At 65.2% G+C, this 17,245-nt stretch carries 21 protein-coding genes; 13 read left to right on the top strand and 8 right to left on the bottom strand.

Translation table 11 applies throughout. The features are described 5' to 3' along the window. Positions 1-74: 74 nt before the first annotated feature. The gene (locus JF542_RS12205) at positions 75-584 is read right to left on the bottom strand and encodes a c-type cytochrome (protein WP_007793272.1); all 510 of its coding nucleotides are present in this window, start codon (positions 582-584) and stop codon (positions 75-77) included. A 131-nt stretch (positions 585-715) separates the two neighbouring features. Between JF542_RS12205 and JF542_RS12200 the strand changes: the two genes are divergently transcribed. Both JF542_RS12200 and JF542_RS12195 read left to right on the top strand, forming a co-directional pair. Then, on the top strand, positions 716-1,549 hold the full coding sequence (locus JF542_RS12200) for a prephenate dehydratase (RefSeq protein ID WP_207076046.1): 834 nt from the start codon (positions 716-718) through the stop codon (positions 1,547-1,549). A 22-nt stretch (positions 1,550-1,571) separates the two neighbouring features. Further along, complete coding sequence (locus tag JF542_RS12195; protein ID WP_207076045.1) at positions 1,572-2,063, top strand: hypothetical protein; 492 nt, start codon at positions 1,572-1,574, stop codon at positions 2,061-2,063. A gap of 76 nt (positions 2,064-2,139) precedes the next feature. Here the strand turns inward: JF542_RS12195 and JF542_RS12190 are convergent, their stop codons facing one another. Genes JF542_RS12190 through JF542_RS12180 form a run of 3 tightly spaced genes read right to left on the bottom strand, consistent with a single transcriptional unit; the run spans position 2,140 to position 4,792 of the window. Continuing rightward, entirely contained in the window at positions 2,140-2,865 is a 726-nt protein-coding gene (locus tag JF542_RS12190; protein WP_207076044.1) for a TadE/TadG family type IV pilus assembly protein, read from the bottom strand. 14 nt (positions 2,866-2,879) lie between these two features. Further along, the gene (locus JF542_RS12185; RefSeq protein WP_207076043.1) at positions 2,880-3,416 is read right to left on the bottom strand and encodes a TadE/TadG family type IV pilus assembly protein; all 537 of its coding nucleotides are present in this window, start codon (positions 3,414-3,416) and stop codon (positions 2,880-2,882) included. Then, positions 3,413-4,792, bottom strand: coding sequence for a TadE/TadG family type IV pilus assembly protein (locus tag JF542_RS12180; protein ID WP_224887934.1), 1,380 nt, complete (start codon positions 4,790-4,792; stop codon positions 3,413-3,415). Before JF542_RS12180 ends, JF542_RS12185 begins: the two co-directional genes overlap by 4 nt. Positions 4,793-5,181: 389 nt before the next feature. Here JF542_RS12180 and JF542_RS12175 point away from each other — a divergent pair, with 389 nt between their 5' ends. From JF542_RS12175 to JF542_RS12150, 6 genes are all read left to right on the top strand, one after another. Then, a complete protein-coding gene (locus JF542_RS12175) occupies positions 5,182-6,618 on the top strand; it encodes a Glu/Leu/Phe/Val family dehydrogenase (protein ID WP_207076041.1) in 1,437 nt (478 codons plus the stop codon). Positions 6,619-6,713: 95 nt separating this feature from the next. Further along, the gene (locus tag JF542_RS12170; protein WP_007793252.1) at positions 6,714-7,004 is read left to right on the top strand and encodes a hypothetical protein; all 291 of its coding nucleotides are present in this window, start codon (positions 6,714-6,716) and stop codon (positions 7,002-7,004) included. Between the two features lie 81 nt (positions 7,005-7,085). Continuing rightward, positions 7,086-9,044, top strand: a complete 1,959-nt coding sequence (dnaG, locus tag JF542_RS12165) for a DNA primase (protein WP_207076040.1) — start codon at positions 7,086-7,088, stop codon at positions 9,042-9,044. A gap of 143 nt (positions 9,045-9,187) precedes the next feature. Continuing rightward, a complete protein-coding gene (gene rpoD, locus JF542_RS12160) occupies positions 9,188-11,173 on the top strand; it encodes an RNA polymerase sigma factor RpoD (RefSeq protein ID WP_207076039.1) in 1,986 nt (661 codons plus the stop codon). Between the two features lie 30 nt (positions 11,174-11,203). After that, the gene (locus JF542_RS12155; RefSeq protein ID WP_207076038.1) at positions 11,204-11,482 is read left to right on the top strand and encodes an HlyU family transcriptional regulator; all 279 of its coding nucleotides are present in this window, start codon (positions 11,204-11,206) and stop codon (positions 11,480-11,482) included. Positions 11,483-11,530: 48 nt separating this feature from the next. Next, positions 11,531-11,911 (top strand): hypothetical protein, encoded by a 381-nt coding sequence (locus JF542_RS12150; RefSeq protein ID WP_007793237.1) that lies wholly within the window; start codon positions 11,531-11,533, stop codon positions 11,909-11,911. Between the two features lie 82 nt (positions 11,912-11,993). On the opposite strand, the gene JF542_RS12145 is transcribed toward JF542_RS12150, so the two are convergent. Continuing rightward, positions 11,994-12,668: an SDR family oxidoreductase gene (locus tag JF542_RS12145; RefSeq protein WP_207076037.1), complete on the bottom strand. Its 675-nt coding sequence runs from the start codon at positions 12,666-12,668 to the stop codon at positions 11,994-11,996. Positions 12,669-12,796: 128 nt separating this feature from the next. Here JF542_RS12145 and JF542_RS12140 point away from each other — a divergent pair, with 128 nt between their 5' ends. The 4 genes from JF542_RS12140 (at position 12,797) to ribD (ending at position 15,240) form a co-directional block, all read left to right on the top strand. Beyond that, complete coding sequence (locus tag JF542_RS12140) at positions 12,797-13,048, top strand: hypothetical protein (protein WP_207076036.1); 252 nt, start codon at positions 12,797-12,799, stop codon at positions 13,046-13,048. Between the two features lie 59 nt (positions 13,049-13,107). Next, positions 13,108-13,527: a secondary thiamine-phosphate synthase enzyme YjbQ gene (locus tag JF542_RS12135; protein ID WP_207076035.1), complete on the top strand. Its 420-nt coding sequence runs from the start codon at positions 13,108-13,110 to the stop codon at positions 13,525-13,527. Positions 13,528-13,666: 139 nt separating this feature from the next. After that, a complete protein-coding gene (gene nrdR / locus JF542_RS12130) occupies positions 13,667-14,137 on the top strand; it encodes a transcriptional regulator NrdR (protein ID WP_007793225.1) in 471 nt (156 codons plus the stop codon). After that, positions 14,134-15,240, top strand: coding sequence for a bifunctional diaminohydroxyphosphoribosylaminopyrimidine deaminase/5-amino-6-(5-phosphoribosylamino)uracil reductase RibD (ribD, locus tag JF542_RS12125; protein WP_340689155.1), 1,107 nt, complete (start codon positions 14,134-14,136; stop codon positions 15,238-15,240). Before nrdR ends, ribD begins: the two co-directional genes overlap by 4 nt. A 43-nt stretch (positions 15,241-15,283) precedes the next feature. On the opposite strand, the gene JF542_RS12120 is transcribed toward ribD, so the two are convergent. Both JF542_RS12120 and JF542_RS12115 read right to left on the bottom strand, forming a co-directional pair. Further along, complete coding sequence (locus JF542_RS12120) at positions 15,284-15,511, bottom strand: DUF1150 family protein (protein ID WP_007793219.1); 228 nt, start codon at positions 15,509-15,511, stop codon at positions 15,284-15,286. A 4-nt stretch (positions 15,512-15,515) separates the two neighbouring features. Beyond that, on the bottom strand, positions 15,516-15,926 hold the full coding sequence (locus JF542_RS12115) for an Hsp20 family protein (protein WP_007793217.1): 411 nt from the start codon (positions 15,924-15,926) through the stop codon (positions 15,516-15,518). A 155-nt stretch (positions 15,927-16,081) separates the two neighbouring features. On the opposite strand from JF542_RS12115, the gene JF542_RS12110 reads away from it, so the two are divergent. Beyond that, on the top strand, positions 16,082-16,306 hold the full coding sequence (locus JF542_RS12110) for a YdcH family protein (protein ID WP_207076034.1): 225 nt from the start codon (positions 16,082-16,084) through the stop codon (positions 16,304-16,306). Positions 16,307-16,313: 7 nt separating this feature from the next. Here the strand turns inward: JF542_RS12110 and JF542_RS12105 are convergent, their stop codons facing one another. Further along, entirely contained in the window at positions 16,314-17,243 is a 930-nt protein-coding gene (locus tag JF542_RS12105) for an L-lactate dehydrogenase (protein ID WP_007793212.1), read from the bottom strand. Positions 17,244-17,245 lie beyond the last annotated feature (2 nt).

Below are 17,245 nucleotides of genomic sequence, written 5' to 3'. Positions count from 1 at the left end.
CGAGACAGGAACGAGCAACGAAAAAGGCCGCGGCGAAGCGCGGCCTTTCGGAATTCGAAAACCGATCTCTGGGATCAGTTGGTGCCCTGAAGATAGGCGATCAGGTTAACCCGGTCGGCCGGCTTGTTGAGACCTGCAAAGCTCATCGTGGTGCCCGGCGCGGTGTTGCGCGGGCTCTCGAGGAAGGCGAACAGGTTCTCGGGGCTCCAGACGTCGCCCACCTGGTCGAGCGCGCCGGAATAGCCGAAGCCGCCAACGGCGCCGATCTCGCGGCCCACCACACCATTCAGGTGCGGGCCGGTGGCGTCGGAACCATCGAGCTTGTGGCACGCGCGGCACTTGCCGAAGACACGCTCGCCGGCACCGGCATCCGCCTCGGCCATCAGCGTGGCGAAATCCACTTCCTCTTCCGGTTCGGCAGCGCCTTCGCTGCCGGTGTCGATGACGTATGCAGCCGCGTGCTCCTCACCGTGGCCGCCACCCGTGCTGTAGAGTGACTCGCCAACCCAGTTGCCCAGCAGGTAGATCAGAAGCGCACCGCAGAGTCCGCCTACCGCTTTGGTAATCGTCATCGTGTCAAACATATGCTGTGTGTCCCAAGAATGTCCTCCGGCCGGTGTCTACGGCTTCCCTTGTCGTCTGGCAAGGTATAGAAGCCGCGACCAATCGCGCAAGAGGCCATTGCGCATCGATAAAGAGAGAATTGGACGCACCCATGACCGATCGGATCGCCTTTCAGGGAGAGCTTGGCGCCTATTCGCACGAGGCCTGCCGCGATGCCCGGCCCGACATGGAGGCACTGCCCTGCCACACCTTCGAAGAGGTGATCGACGCGGTGCAGAGCGGCCGCGCCAAGCTCGCGATGCTGCCGGTGGAAAACACCACCTATGGTCGGGTGGCCGACATCCACCGTCTGCTGCCCGCAAGCGGCCTGCGCATCGTCGACGAGGCCTTTGTACGGGTGCATATCAGCCTGATGGCGTTGCCCGGGGTGAAGCTCGAAGAGTTGAAGAAGGTGCGCGCCCATCTGGTGCTGATCCCGCAGGCGGCGAGCTTTCTCGAGAAATACGACATCAAGGGCGAGGCGGCGGCGGACAGCGCCGGTGCGGCGGCCGAGCTGGCCGAGGGCGGCATGCGCGACGAGGGCGTTCTGGCCTCTGACCTCGCCGCCGAGACCTATGGGCTCGAGATCCTTGCGCAGCATATCGAGGACCACGCCCACAACACCACGCGCTTCCTGATCATGGGCAAAGAGGCCGACCTGACGCGCCGCGGCACCCATGGCATGATGACCACCTTCATCTTCGAGGTGCGCAACATCCCGGCGGCGCTCTATAAGGCGATGGGCGGCTTCGCCACCAACGGCGTCAACATGACCAAGCTCGAGAGCTACATGGTCAACGGCTCCTTCACCGCGACGCAGTTCTACGCCGATATCGAGGGTCATCCCGAGGATTCGGCGGTGAAGCGCGCGCTGGACGAGCTTGAGTATTTCACCAATCGACTGGAGATTCTCGGCGTCTATCCCCGCGATCCGCGGCGCGACTGACGCTCCGGGGAGGGGAGACGACATGGACGACACCCAGATCATCGCGCGGGTCAGCGCGACCCCGGCGCGCCGGGTCATCGGCGTGGGCACGCTGGCCGCCCTCGGTGCGCTGCTGCTGTGGCTGCTGGTGGCCGAGCCCCCGGCCGAGATCTATTGGCAGGCGGTGCTTCTGCTGCTCGGCGTCGCGGCGCTGTGGATGGCGCAGATGATGTGGCGTGCCACCGGGCGCGAGCTGATCCTCACCGAGCACGGGCTGAGCGACAGCTCCGGCGCAGTGCTGGCGCGGGTCGAGGACATCGCCAAGGTCGACCGCTCGATGTTCGCCATGAAGCCCTCGAACGGCTTCCTGATTCAGCTCAACGAGAAACAGCCGCGCGCCTGGCAGCCCGGGCTGTGGTGGCGGATGGGCAAGCGGGTCGCCGTGGGCGGCGTCACCGCCGGGCGCGACACCAAGCCGATGGCGGATGCGCTGTCGATGCTTGTGGCGCGTCACAAGGGTGAGGCGCAGTTCTAGCGCGCTGCTCTGACCGCGGGCGCCGCCCGCGACCGACGGGCGTCCTCGCCGTCAAGGCCGCCCGTGACCATTGCCATCAGCCGCGACCGTGGCCGCGATTGGGCTCGATGTTGTTGGAGCCGTCCTCGTTGCTGCAATCTGTCGCGTTCTCGGCGTTGTTGTTGCACAGCGATTCGCCGGGGGCGTCCTGGTCGCCATTGCCCCAGCCATTGTTTTCGCCCTGGGCACCGGCAAACAGCACCTGCGGCGCATAGCGCGGGTGGGTGAAGCTGTAGGTCTTGAGCTCGAGCGGATCGAGGCCGACGTTGAAGATCGGGTAATAGTCCTCGCTGGCTTCGACCATGATCACCTGACCGTTGTTGGCCATGACCGGCAGCCGGTTGGCGTAGTTGTCTGCCTCGTTCCCGGTGAGCTCTTCATATTCGCCGCGTGCTGCTGACCAGACCACCGAGTACTTGCGGCTGTTGGCGTTGTACTCGACCACGGTGATCCGAAGATCGGCGCTGTAGCGCCCGGTCAGTTCATCTGGTTCGGTGACGTTCTTGGTGAGCACGCCGAACAGCTTGAAGCTGTTGTCGATAAAGGTGTCGTCGATTTCCTCGGTCTCGCGCGAGAGCATGTCGCCGATGGCGTAGTTGGCCTTCTGGTTGACCGATTGCTGGCGGAACACATCGAAATAGACCCAAGCCGCGCCGAACAGCACGAAGAGCACCGGCAGCATGAACATCACCTCGATGGTGACGTATCCCTCATTGTCTCGGCGGAACTTGCGGAGAAGGGCCTTGATCGTTGTCGTATTCATGTCTCTCTCCTCCTTTACATCGGCTCGTGAACGAAGGTGGAGGTCGACACCACACCGGTAAAGCCGTTCTCATCAAGCTTCACGGGGGACCCGATGCGCGAGACCGGGGTGATCGGCTTGTATTTGTAGCAGGCCCGCAGGAGCATGGTTTCATGCTCTTGGCCAAACTCGAAAGTCCGCTGCGGCGTCACGTCGAGCGCGACATCGGTGCACTCGATGCTGGACGGCGGGTCGGTCCAGTCGCGCATGTCGAGGCCGATCATCTCGAGATGCAGCATCGTGCTGCAATCGCCGAGAATTGTTGTCCGGTCACAGATCATCTGCTTGAGCTGCGCATGAGTGTAGGTGTGGCCGGTGCCGAGCTTTACTTCGCGCACGGTCAGATCCAGCGCCCGCTCGAGTTGGGTGTGGCGCAGCGTCATCGCGCCGACCTCGATGGTCGACAGGGCGATGCCCACCATCATCGGCATCCAGAGCGCGAAGGGGACGACCGCTGAGCCGTCTTCGCTCTTGCGGAAGCGGCGGAGGGTCTTGGCGATGCGGGCGATCATTGGGTCAGCCTCAGCTGGTTCAGCGTCTGGGCAATGGTCGAGAAGGCCTCGGAGATCTCGACGCCTTCGACGCGGAAGAAGTGTGCCGGCGAAGAGGCGCAGCTCTCCATCACGTTGGCCCCGTGGTCCGACACCTCGAAACCGATGGACCAGATCAGAATGCCCTGCCTCTTGGCGGCGGTACAGACACTGCTGAGCAGCGTGTCGCCGGTCGCAGCGTCATATTTCTGGTAATAGAAGCTGCTGCGGTTCCACGAGTTCACGTAATAATTCAGGTAGTGCCAAAGGTTGTACTGCGACCAGTGCTCGACCTCGTTCTCGTCGTTGTAGGCCCAGTTCTGGATCCGGAACGAGCGGTCGTGCTGGCCGTCGGTCATCAGCACGATGGTCTTGAGCACGTCGGTATCGGAGTAGGCGACCGGCCGGCCCTCGAACACCGCGTCGACGGTGCCGTCGGCGATCATGCCGGACGCGATGGGCCGGGTCGACGGGTCGAGCAGGGCGCTGGCCCATTTCATGCCCATGAAGATCGAGGTGCCGGCGCGCGGCTGCAGCTGGCTGATCTGCGTCTTGAGCGCGCCCGCGTCCTGGCTCCAGGGGCGGATCTGCTCGTAGGCGTAGCGCGGGCAGACCGTGTCTGTCAGCGAGTTGCTGCCGGAATAGTTCCACTGGAAGTGCTGCATCTGATCGTAGGTCAGCGAGAGGTCGAGCGCCGCCGAGTTGAAGGCGCTGTTCGGCATCTCGAGGCAGTACGAGTCGTCGTGCATGTAGTTCACGTTGAGATAGCTCAGGATCTCGGGTCCGGCATTCACGTGCTCGGAGTAGGGCACCAGCGAGATCGACACGAGATCCTCGGAGCCGTCGTCGAGCAGCGTATCGACGAAATCGGACGCGGCTGTCTGGAGCTCGGCCATCTTGTCGCCGTCATCCATCGAGCCCGAGATGTCGAGCACCATCGAGACCTCGACCTTGTTGATGCGCTCCATCGCCTGCGAGTGGCCGCCGGCCTGCATGTTTTCGATGCCGATCAGCTGCATGAAGTTCGACGGCATGGTGCGGTAGCCGTCGGCGGTGACGGTGCGGTAGTTCAGCCCCTCGTCGACATTGACCGAGACCAGCGCATCGGCCAGGCTCATCTTGGACATGTAGTCTTCGACGACGCCTTGCGCGTCGAGCTCGTTGTCGAGGTCGGCGGCCGCAAGCACCGCGCGGTCGAGCGTGTTCTGGATCTTGGTGCGCTGAAGCTCGGCATACATCATGTCGATGCCGATGCCGCCGAAGATCATCATCAGCAGCGACAAGGCGACCGCCATGATCGTCATGCTGCCCGATTCGGCCCGGCGAAAGCCCTGAAGCTGTGCGACGAGAGCGGACACAGCGGTATCCGTCCGTCGGAGGCACGCGCCTCCGAAAGCATAAATCTGCTTCATTTTCCCGACTCCTTCCCCCCGGAATTTTTCCGGGAAGCCCCACTCGATACATTCCTGCGACGGCATTGGTTATGCCCCGCCATCATGGCCAAATTGGGGCCAATTTGATGGTAAACTCTTGCAACTACTGAGCTTACTGCGGACAAAACCGGCCGGACTTTCGGCGTTGTTGCGGCGCTGAGGACAATGCCCCGCGCTAGCGCTAATGAACCATGAATTCCGCTTCTCGAATCCGGCGCAAAAAGGGTTTTGCCAAACGATTCTGGCAAACTAGAGTTAACGCCAACAGCCGATCATGACCCGCAACAGGGCAGGCGGCCGAGGGAGGAGATACCATGTGCGCAGCACCGGCGAATGAGCCGACGTTCCGCGAGAGCGTCGATCTGATGTTCAATCGGGCCGCGGCCCTGATGGACCTGCCCCCGGGGCTCGAGGAAAAGATCAGGGTCTGCAACGGCACCTACACGGTGCGCTTCGGGGTAAGGCTGCGCGGCCAGATTCACACCTTCACCGGCTACCGCGCGGTGCATTCCGAACACATGGAGCCGGTCAAGGGCGGCATCCGCTACGCCTCGGCGGTCGATCAGGACGAGGTCGAGGCACTGGCGGCGCTGATGACCTACAAATGCGCTCTGGTCGAGGCGCCGTTCGGCGGCTCCAAGGGCGGGCTCTGCATCAACCCGCGCGATTACGACGAGTACGAGCTCGAGCAGATCACCCGGCGTTTCGCCTACGAGCTGATCAAGCGCGACCTGATCAATCCGAGCCAGAACGTGCCCGCTCCCGACATGGGCACCAGCGAGCGCGAGATGGCGTGGATGGCCGATCAATACGCCCGCATGAACACCACCGACATCAACTCGCGCGCCTGCGTGACGGGCAAGCCGCTCAATGCGGGCGGCATCGCCGGTCGGGTCGAGGCGACAGGGCGTGGCGTGCAATACGCCCTGCGCGAGTTCTTCCGCCATCCCGAGGATGTCGCCGTCGCCGGCCTTTCGGGCAAGCTCGAAGGCAAGCGGGTGGTGGTGCAGGGGCTCGGCAACGTGGGCTACCACGCCGCCAAGTTCCTGTCCGAGGATGACGGCGCGCTGATCGTCGGCATCATCGAACGCGACGGCGCGCTCTACGATCCCAGTGGCCTCAATGTCGAGCGGGTGCGCGACTGGCTGGTGCGCCATGGCGGGCTGCGCGGCTACCCCGAGGCCAACAGCGTCGCCGATGGCGGCAGCGTGATGGAGAGCGATTGCGATATCCTCATCCCCGCGGCGCTCGAGGGGGTGATCAACCTCACCAACGCCCACCAGATCCAGGCCAAGCTGATCATCGAGGCCGCCAACGGCCCGATCACCGCCGGCGCCGACGACATCCTGCGCAATCGCGGCACGGTGATCATTCCCGATCTCTATGCCAATGCCGGTGGTGTGACGGTGAGCTATTTCGAATGGGTGAAGAACCTCAGCCACATCCGCTTCGGCCGGATGCAGCGGCGCCAGGAGGAGTCGCGCCACCAGCTCGTGGTCGACGAGCTCGAGCGGCTCGATCACATGCTGGGCGACGCCTGGAGCCTGACGCCGAGCTTCAAGGAAAAGTACCTGCGCGGCGCCGACGAACTCGAGCTGGTGCGCTCGGGGCTCGATGACACCATGCGCATCGCCTACCAGTCGATGCGCGAGGTGTGGCACGGGCGCGACGATGTCACCGACCTGCGCACTGCCGCCTTCATCGTCGCCATCGACCGGGTGGCGAGCAGCTACCGCGCCAAGGGGCTCTGAACCCGGGCCGAGCAGAGCCTTGCCGGGGCGGCGTGACAGCGCCGCCAGCCCGCGCTATGGCTCTGGCCGTCGAATTCACAGCAGGAGCCCGCGCCATGATCCTTCGCCTGACCCTCGCCCTTGGTCTTCTGGCCAGTCTTCCCGCCGCCGCCGATGCGCAGCAGGACAAGGCTGCCGCCTGCGCGGAGTCCGCGGGCATCGTCATGCAGGCGGTCGAGGCGCGCAAGCAGGGGGCTGCAAAGTCGAAGGCCCGCGCGGCCCTGCGCGAGCAGATCGGTGACCGTGGCGCCGGCGACATGCTGGCCGACTGGATCTGGTCGCTGCCCGAGGATCAGCTTACCGACGAGGTCGGCGCGGCGTGGGAGGCCCAGTGCCTCGCGCAGTGATGCGCGGTCAGGTGCCGTGTATTTGAGACAAGCTGCTCAGACCATCTGGACTCGGCCCGCCGCTGGCCCGATATTCGCAACATGAGTCTGCCCCCCGGTTTCCTAGACGAGCTGCGCAACCGCACGAGCCTGGTTCAGGTCGTGGGGCGCAAGGTCATGTGGGACAATCGCAAGTCCAACCAGGCCAAGGGCGACATGTGGGCGCCGTGCCCGTTCCACCAGGAAAAGTCGGCCTCCTTCCACGTCGATGACCGCAAGGGCTTTTACTACTGCTTCGGCTGCCACGCGAAGGGTGACGCGATCTCCTTCGTGCGCGAGAGCGAGAATGTCGAGTTCATGGAGGCGATCGAGATCCTTGCCCGCGAGGCCGGGATGCCGATGCCGGCGCGCGATCCGCAGGCTGCCAAGAAGGCCGACCGCCGCGAGCAGCTTTCCGAGGTCATGGAGCAGGCGGTGCGCTTCTTCCGCATGCAGCTGCGCGCCGGCGCCGCCACCGAGGCGCGCGCCTATCTCGACCGGCGCGGCCTCAAGGAAGACGTGCGCGACCGCTTCGAGATCGGCTTCGCGCCGGAGGGCTGGCAAAATCTCTGGGATCACCTGCGCGGGCAGGGCGTGGCCGAGGACCTGATCCTCGGGGCGGGGCTGGCCAAGGCTTCGGACCGGGGCAAGGCGCCCTACGACGTGTTCCGCAACCGCATCATGTTCCCGATCCGCGATGCCCGTGGCCGCGCCATCGCTTTCGGTGGCCGCGCCATGGATCCGCGCGACAACGCCAAGTACCTCAACTCACCCGAGACCGAGCTCTTCGACAAGGGGCGCAACCTCTACAACCATGCGCCCGCGCGCGAGGCGGCGGGCAAGGGCCAGCCGCTGATCGTGGCCGAGGGCTACATGGACGTGATCGCGCTCTCCGAGGCCGGGTTCGGCGCCTCGGTGGCGCCGCTGGGCACGGCGGTGACCGAGACCCAGATGCAGCTGCTCTGGCGCATCACCGACGAGCCGATCGTGGCGCTTGATGGGGACAAGGCAGGGCTGCGCGCCGCCTACCGGGTGATCGACCTCGCCCTGCCGCTCTTGCAGGCGGGCAAGACGCTGCGTTTCGCGCTGATGCCCGAGGGCAAGGATCCGGACGACCTGCTGCGCGCCGAAGGGGCGGGGGCGGTGAGCAAGGTGCTCGAGGGCGCCATGCCGATGGTGCAGTTGCTCTGGCGGCGCGAGACCGAGGGCAAGGTGTTCGACAGCCCCGAGCGCAAGGCGGCGCTCGATGCGCGGCTGCGCGACGTGCTGCGCCAGATCCAGGACCCGGGCCTGCGGCGCCATTACGGTGACGAGATCAAGGAACTGCGCTTCCAGCTGTTCCGCCCGCAACGCCCCAAGCGGGCGTTTGGCGGCGGCTCTGGCGGCCCGCGCCGCGCCTGGAATGCGCCCGCGCCGCCAAGCGCCAGCGTCAAGAGCTCGCTGCTGGTCGCCGCCGGCGACACCGCGGAGAACGAGCTGCGCGAGGCGGTGATCCTCGCCGTGCTGCTCTCGACGCCCGAGCTGATCGCCGAGTTCGAGCAGGGGCTGGAAATGCTCAACTGTACCGACCCGGTACGCGCCTCGCTGCGCGACGTGCTGTTGCGCAACAATGCCGACAGCGCCGCCGCCCTGCGCGAGGAGGCGGAGTACAGAATCGGGCCCGAGCCCCTTGAAAACCTGCTCGCGGCACGCCATGTCGCGGTCGTTCCCTGTGTGCGACGACCCGGTGACATCGAACTGGCACGGATGACCGTGGCCGAGGAGTTGTCGAAGATCACCGCGCGCTCCGGCGCCGCGGCCGAGATCGCCGAAGCCGAGGAAGACTTGGAACACCTCGCCGACGAGGCGCTGACCTGGCGCCTCGCCCAGGCCGCAAAGGCCCGCAACGAGGCGGTGCTGCGCAAGGACGAGGGCGAGATGGATTACGATTTCGGGCCCAACGGGGCCCGATTGGACAAGGACGAACGAGACGCCTTCAAGGCGCTAACGGAACAGATTCGCTTTTCCAAGCACGGGAACTAACTGTGCGGAGAGGGAAAACTGGAGGAAAACGGGGTAAACGGGTGGCCGAATCAGTTGATTCCCCCCATGATTCGCAGCAACGAATCAATCTATCCTTTGCGACCGCCGGCCAGTCCGGCCGCCTCCCTTTGACGGAGCTCTAAATGGCAGCCAAAGACAACGACGACGCCAAGCCGGAAACTCAGGACGATGCTCACAGCCTCGACATGAGCCAGGCCGCGGTCAAAAAGATGATCGCCGAGGCGCGCGAGCGTGGCTACATCACCTACGACCAGCTCAACCAGGTCCTTCCCCCCGATCAGGTCTCGTCCGACCAGATCGAGGATGTGATGTCGATGCTCTCGGAAATGGGCATCCAAGTCACCGAGGAAGACGAAGAGGCCGAGGAAGACGCCAACAAGGGCTCGACCGAACTGGTCGACGCCTCCAAGGGGCGTGACGTCGCGCTGTCTTCGGGCGCCAATGAAAAGCTCGACCGCACCGATGACCCGGTGCGCATGTACCTGCGCGAGATGGGCTCGGTCGAGCTGCTGTCGCGCGAGGGCGAGATCGCCATCGCCAAGCGCATCGAGGCCGGCCGCAACACGATGATCCTCGGGCTTTGCGAAAGCCCGCTGACCTTCCAGGCGATCACCATCTGGCACCAGGAACTTCTCGAAGAAGAGATCCTGCTGCGCGACGTGATCGACCTCGAGACCACCTTCGGCAACCAGATGGACGAAGAGGGCGGGCTCGAGGAGCCGGTTGTCGACGCCACGGCCGCCACCGCTGAAAAGCCCAAGAAGGACGAGCCGGAATACGACGCCGACGGCAATCCCATCGCCCGCGACGATGATGACGACGACGAAGAGCAGGCCAACATGTCGCTCGCCGCGATGGAGGCCGCGCTCAAGCCGCGCGTGCTCGAGACGCTCGAGCGCATTGCCGGCGATTACGAGCAGCTCGCCGCCATGCAGGACGCCCGCATCAGCGCGACGCTGAACGAGGACGGGTCCTTCTCGCAGGCCGACGAGGCCCAGTACCAGCAGCTCCGCTCCGAGATCGTCGAGCTGGTGAACGGCCTGCACCTGCACAACAACCGCATCGAGGCGCTGATCGACCAGCTCTACGGCATCAATCGCCGTATCATGTCGATCGACTCGAGCATGGTGAAGCTTGCCGATCAGGCCCGCATCAACCGTCGCGAGTTCATCGACGAGTATCGCGGCCACGAGCTCGACCCGAACTGGGTGGAGCGGATGTCGGAAAAGCCTGGTCGCGGCTGGCAGATGCTGATCGAGCGTTTCGAGGACAAGATCGAGGGGCTGCGTTCGGACATGGCGCAGGTCGGTCAGTATGTCGGCCTCGATATCAGCGAATTCCGCCGCATCGTCGGTCAGGTGCAGAAGGGCGAGAAAGAGGCGCGCCAGGCCAAGAAGGAAATGGTCGAGGCCAACCTGCGCCTGGTGATCTCGATCGCCAAGAAATACACCAACCGCGGGCTGCAGTTCCTCGACCTGATCCAGGAAGGCAACATCGGCCTGATGAAGGCTGTCGACAAGTTCGAGTATCGCCGGGGCTACAAGTTCTCGACCTACGCGACGTGGTGGATCCGCCAGGCGATCACCCGCTCGATCGCCGACCAGGCGCGCACCATCCGTATCCCGGTGCACATGATCGAGACGATCAACAAGCTGGTCCGCACCGGCCGCCAGATGCTGCACGAGATCGGCCGCGAGCCGACCCCGGAGGAGCTGGCCGAGAAGCTGCAGATGCCGCTCGAGAAGGTCCGTAAGGTGATGAAGATCGCCAAGGAGCCGATCTCGCTCGAAACGCCGATCGGCGACGAGGAAGATTCGCAGCTTGGCGATTTCATCGAGGACAAGAACGCCATCCTGCCGCTCGACAGCGCCATTCAGGAAAACCTCAAGGAGACCACCACCCGCGTACTCTCTTCGCTCACCCCGCGCGAGGAGCGGGTTCTGCGGATGCGTTTCGGCATCGGCATGAACACCGACCACACGCTGGAAGAGGTCGGCCAGCAGTTCTCGGTGACGCGCGAGCGGATCCGTCAGATCGAGGCCAAGGCGCTGCGCAAGCTCAAGCATCCGAGCCGCTCGCGCAAGCTGCGCAGCTTCCTCGACCAGTAAGGCCCGCGCGGGCCGGGAAGGAGAGGGCAGATGTCGCTCTTGTCGCGTCTCTTCGGCGGTGGCGGTCCGAAACCGGAACCCAAGGCCGAAACCATCGACTACAACGGGTTCCGGATCACTCCGGAACCCATGCCCGCCGAGGGCCAGTTCCGCATCGCGGCGCTGATCGAGGCCGAGGTCGATGGGGAAATGAAGACCCATCACCTCGTCCGTGCCGATGTCATCCGTGACCGGGAAGAGGCCGAGCAGGCCTCGATCCGCAAGGCCAAGCAGATGATCGACGAGCAGGGCGCGCGGCTCTTCGGCTGAGCGCGCCCCAAGGCTTGACGGCGGGGCAGCGGCCGCTAACTCCGGCTCATGCCTGATTATCGCACCACCTGCCAGATCCATGCCGCCGTGCTCGCGGCGCTGTTCGCCACCTACCTGCTGCTGCCCTTCGCGCCCTTGTGGGTGTTCGGACAGGAGGCTCTGCCGGGTGCCGTCTTCATGACGCGCCGTGCCTCGGTGGTCTTCCTTGGCATCGCGGCGATGCTCATGCTGTCGCGTAACGCGCCGCGCTCGGAGGCGCGACAGGCGATCGTGATCGGCCTGATCATCGTCTATCTCGGGCTCGCCTTGATCGGCGCCCAGGCGACGCTGCGGGGCGTCGCGGGGTGGCTGACATGGCTCACGGTCGCGGCCGAGCTGGTGCTGGCCGCGAGCCTCGTTCCGCACCTGCGCTCGCGCGAGACGGCCTGACAGGCGCTTTCTACCGGAGCGGACACTGAAAGGCCCTCGCGATGGTTCGCGAGGGCCTTTCTCTTTGCGGCTATGAAGGACCTCAGCCGCTCGGCACGACGAAGACTTCCTGCACATTGGCGCGCTTGTTGGCGCCGAGCGCGTAGACCACGGCCTCGGCGATGTCCTCGGGCTTGAGCTTGTCGGGCTTGGCCTCGTCGAAGAACGGCGTGTCGACCATGCCGGGCGCCACCACGGTCACCCGTGCGCCCCACTCGCGGAATTCCTCCGCGAGATTGCCGCCATAGCCATGCACGAACCACTTGGTCGCGCTATAGACCGAGCCCTTGATGTGCGTGCGGCCCGCCGCGGAGCCGGTCAGCAGCAGGTGCCCGCCATTCTTTTTGAAGTAGGTCGAGGCGGCCTTGGCGGTCCACAGCACGCCCATCACGTTGAGCTGGACCATGCTCTGCCACTCCTCGGGGTCACCGGCCAGTGTTCCAGCGCCCGAGACGCCCATGCCGGCATTGGCGAAGGCGGCATCTACATCGCCGAAGTGTTCGGCGAGCTTCGCCATCGCCTTGGTCTGCGCCTCGAGCGAGGTGGCGTCGCCCGGAAGCGACAGCGCGTGCTCGCCAAGCTCGTCCACCAGCGCCGAGAGCTTATCCTCGGAGCGGGCAAAGAGGCCGACATTCCAGCCGGCCGCGACCGCCTTGCGCGCGGTTTCGGCGCCGATGCCCGAGCTTGCGCCAGTGATGAAGAGGGTCTTGCGGGTCATTTGAAACCTCCGATTTTCTTCTGTCCCACAACGCCTGTGAGGTCGTGTGGTTGCGGATGCTCTCAAGCTGGTCGGAACCAAGCCGCGCCAGACTGCGTTAAATGGGCAACATCGGAGGATCTTCTGCCATGACCCGCCTTTTCGTCCTGACCGCCGCAGCCACCTGCGTTTCCGTCGCCGCCTTCGCTGCGACCGAAGCGCTGATGACCGACGAGCCCGAGGTGATCGAAATCAGCGTGTCGGCGGACGAGCTTGCAGACTGCCGCGAAACACTCCGCGAAGTTGGTCAGATGCCCGCAGTGACCGATGGCGGCTCGCCGATCCTGTTTGACGACACCGCCGAGCTGCCGCAGGTTGCCTGCGTCGTGAGCGAGGCCTGATCGGCTCGGCTGGCCGCCCGCCTGCTTCCGCGCTAGAAAGCGGGTAAAGGGGCACGCGCATGGCGCAAACGACATTCTCGATACAGACCAGTGGGCAAGGGCTCTACGAGTTCACTCGCGAGGTGGCGAGTTGGGTCTCTGCTCAAAAGCGGGACGATGCGCTGCTCACGCTCTTTGTGTGCCACACCTCTGCCTCACTGCTGATACAGGAGAATGCCGATCCCGAGGTGCAGACCGACCTGCGAAACTACTTCCATCGGCTGGTGCCGCCTTCGAGTGATCCGTCGATGGATTACCTCACCCATACCTACGAAGGGCCGGACGACATGCCGGCCCATATCAAGGCTGCAATGATGCCGGTTTCGCTATCGATCCCGGTCAGCCGGGGCCGCATGGTGCTTGGAACGTGGCAGGGAATTTACCTTTTCGAACATCGGGATGCAGCGCACCGGCGCGAGGTCGCCGCACATCTCGCCTGAGGGCTGGGCGCTCACCCCCCCTCATCTAGTTGCTCAAATTATCCTCTACCCAATCTCTGGCGGCTCCCCTATAGTGGCTGTGGATAAGTGGGGCGTAACCCCACGCCGAGGCAGACACCAAACGGATAGGGGGACAGGCATGCGCTGCCCGTTTTGCGGACATATCGACACGCAGGTGAAAGATTCCCGACCGGCGGAAGAGCACGTGTCGATCCGGCGCCGTCGCTTCTGCCCGGCCTGCGGTGGCCGTTTCACCACCTACGAGCGGGTGCAGCTGCGCGATCTCGTGGTGATCAAGTCGAACGGACGGCGCGAGGATTTCGATCGCGACAAGCTCGAACGCTCGATCCGCATCGCGCTGCAGAAACGCCCCATAGAGCCCGAGCGCGTGGATCAGATGATCAGCGGCATCGTGCGCCGCCTCGAGAGCCTCGGCGAGACCGACATCCCCTCGAAGCAGATCGGCGAGATCGTCATGGAGACGCTCGCCCGCATCGACACTGTCGCCTATGTGCGCTTTGCCAGCGTCTACAAGAACTTCCAGGCGGCGGACGATTTCGACAAGTTCGTCAGCGAACTGCGCCCTGACGCGACGACTGCCGAGAAGTGACCGACGACCTCCGGCACATGGCCCACGCCCTGCGGTTGGGCCGGAGACGGATGGGCCAGTGCTGGCCCAACCCGGCGGTTGGGTGTGTCATCGTCAAGGATGGACGCGTCGTCGGACGTGGCGCCACCGCGCCCGGGGGCAGGCCCCATGCCGAGCCGCAGGCGCTGGCGCAGGCCGGCGAGGCGGCGCGCGGCGCCACCGCCTACGTGACGCTCGAGCCGTGCTCGCATCACGGCAAGACGCCGCCTTGTGCCGAGGCGCTGGTGAAGGCCGGCGTGGCGCGGGTCGTCGCACCGCTTGCGGACAATGACGCGCGGGTCTCGGGGCAGGGGTTTGCGCATCTGCGCAAGCATGGCATCGAGGTGACCACGGGCGTGCTGGCGGAGGAGGCGGCCCGCGATCACGCCGGCTTCTTCCTGCGCAACGATCACGGGCGGCCGCTGGTGACGCTGAAGCTTGCGAACAGTTTCGACGGCCGCATCGCCACCGCCACGGGCGAGAGCCAGTGGATCACCGGACCCGAGGCGCGGCGCTACGTGCACGGCCTGCGGGCCAGCCATGACGCGGTGATGGTGGGGGCAGGGACGGCGCGCGCCGACGATCCGGCGCTCACCGTGCGCGGCTGGGGCGAGGTGCAGCAGCCGGTGCGGGTGATCGTCTCGCGGCTCATCGACGTGCCGCTGATGAGCACGCTGGCCAGCTCTGCCCGCGAGGTGCCAGTCTGGCTGGCGCACGGCTCGGACGCAGCGTCGATGACGAAGCGGGCATGGCAGAGTTGCGGCGCCAAGCTGCTTCAGTGCAAAGTCTCTGGTGGCCGCATCGACCCCCATGCGCTGCTTTCGGCGCTGGGCAAGGAAGGGCTGACGCGGGTGTTCTGCGAGGGCGGGGGGCAGCTGGCCGCCTCGCTCCTGGCGGCGGATCTGGTCGACGAGCTCGTGGGCTTTACCGCCGGCATCGCCGTGGGCGCCGAGGGCCGTCCGGGGATCGGCGCCATGGGTGTCGACCGTTTGGCCGAGGCACCGCGTTTCGAGTTGGAAGAGGTTCGGGCGGTCGGCGGCGATGTTCTGCATCGCTGGCGCCGCGGCGGGGCCGCACAACGCTGACCGGCCCCAAGGCTGGCGGGGCTCAGCCCCGCCGCATGTGCACTCAGTGCACCGTCACCGGCGCAAAATCGTTCTGCCGCGCGAGGATGAAGGCCTGCTTGCGGTCCTTGACCAGCGCAAGACGCTCGCCTTCCGCATTGTGCACCGCATAGAGCGTCTCAAGCCCGCCAAGCTGGCCCTGGATCTCTTCCGGGAGGTCTCCGGCGGCGACGGCACGCACGTAGACGATGCGCTCTTCGCCCGGTGTCTGGAATTCGTACTTGGTATTCATCGAATTACCCCTTTCTGATCGAGATCGTCTGAACCACCGTCTCGGGTCGGGAGATGGTCAGATCCACGTGCAGCAAGCCATTCTCCATGACAGCCTCGCCCACTTCTACGCCGTCGGCCAAGACGAAACTGCGCTGGAACTGTCGCGAGGCAATGCCACGATGCAGGAATATGCGTTCGCTGCCGTCGTCACCTTGCCGCCCGCGGATCACCAGTTGGCGATCCTCGACAGTGATCGACAGGTCGTCTTCCGAGAACCCGGCCACGGCAAGCGTGATCCGGTAGGAGCGTTCCGAGGTCTGTTCGATATTGAAGGGCGGATAGCCCTCGCTCGATTTCGCCGTGCGTTCCAGCAGGCGCTCGAGTTGCTCGAAGCCGAGCATGTGCGGGTAGGAACCCAAAGTCATCTTGCTCATGACATGTCCTTTGCAGAAAGCGACCGTCCGCCGGGCCCCGCATTCGGCAACCCGACTGAAATCAATATGGGAAGCCCCCGGAATATCCGCAAGGGCTTTGCCAGAGCGATTGGACTTGCTATCTAAGGGGTCTGTATCGCAAGGAGTTTGCCCGCATGGAGACGCCGCAAGACATCTCGATGAAAACCGAGGAAGTGCTGCGTGTCGAGCTTGAGGTCTTCAAACGCGAACACCGCGATCTCGACGACGCCATCGCGGCCCTGCAGGACCGCGGCATGGGCGACCAGCTGACGCTTCAACGTCTGAAGAAGAAGAAGCTGTTCCTGAAGGACAAGATCGCCCTCATCGAAGACCGGCTGACCCCCGACATCATCGCCTGAGGGCTGCTCAGCCGAGGCTGAGCGCGGTCTGCTTGAGCATCTCCGCCGAGCGGCGCAGCGCGCTTGCCTCGTCCTCGGCCAGTTCCGGCAGCAGTGTGGTCATCACGCCGCTGCGGCCGACCACGCGGGGCAGGCTGAGCGCCACATCGGTCACGCCCTCGACCTCCGGTGTCACGATCGAGACCGACAGCACGCTGCGCTGGTCGTCGCGCACCGCCTGCACGATGCGCGCAAGCCCCGCGCCGATGCCGTACCACGTGGCGCCCTTGCCCTCGATGATGCGGTAGGCAGCGCGGCGCACGCCCTCATCGATGCGTTCGCGCACCGACTGGGTGATCGCGGCACCCACCTGCACACCGAAGCGCGCCACCGGCTCCGAGCCGGCCCGCGCCGAGGCCCAGGCCAGCACCTCCGAGTCGCCATGCTCGCCCAGCACGTAGGCATGCACCGATTGCGGCGCCACGCCGAGATGGTCGCCCAGCAGGCTGCGGAAACGCGCGGTATCGAGGATGGTGCCCGAGCCGATGACCTTCTCGCGCGGCAGGCCCGAGATGCGCAGCGCCACCTCGGTCATCACGTCGACCGGGTTCGAGGCCACCAGCAACATGGTCTCCGGGGCGGCCTTCTGCACGCCCGCGATGACCTGCGCGAAGACCTCGGCGTTGCGCGACAGAAGGCTGATCCGGTCTTCTCCGGGCTTCTGTGCGACGCCGGCGGCGAGGATCACCAGATCGGCGCCCTCGAGCGCGTCGTAGTCGCCAGCCGAGACCCGGCAGGGATGGGCGAAGGGCACCGCATGGGCGATGTCCTCGGCCTGCGCCACTGCGAGTGCCATGTTGCGGTCGACGAGGACGATCTCGCTGGCGCCGCCGCGCAGTGCGAGCGCGTAGCCCGCCGCGGAGCCCACCATGCCCGCGCCCACGATCCCGATCTTCATGA

Source organism: Salipiger bermudensis (assembly GCF_017309175.1).
GTDB classification, from domain to species: Bacteria; Pseudomonadota; Alphaproteobacteria; order Rhodobacterales; family Rhodobacteraceae; genus Salipiger; species Salipiger bermudensis.
This window is presented reverse-complemented; position numbering and strand designations above follow the sequence as displayed.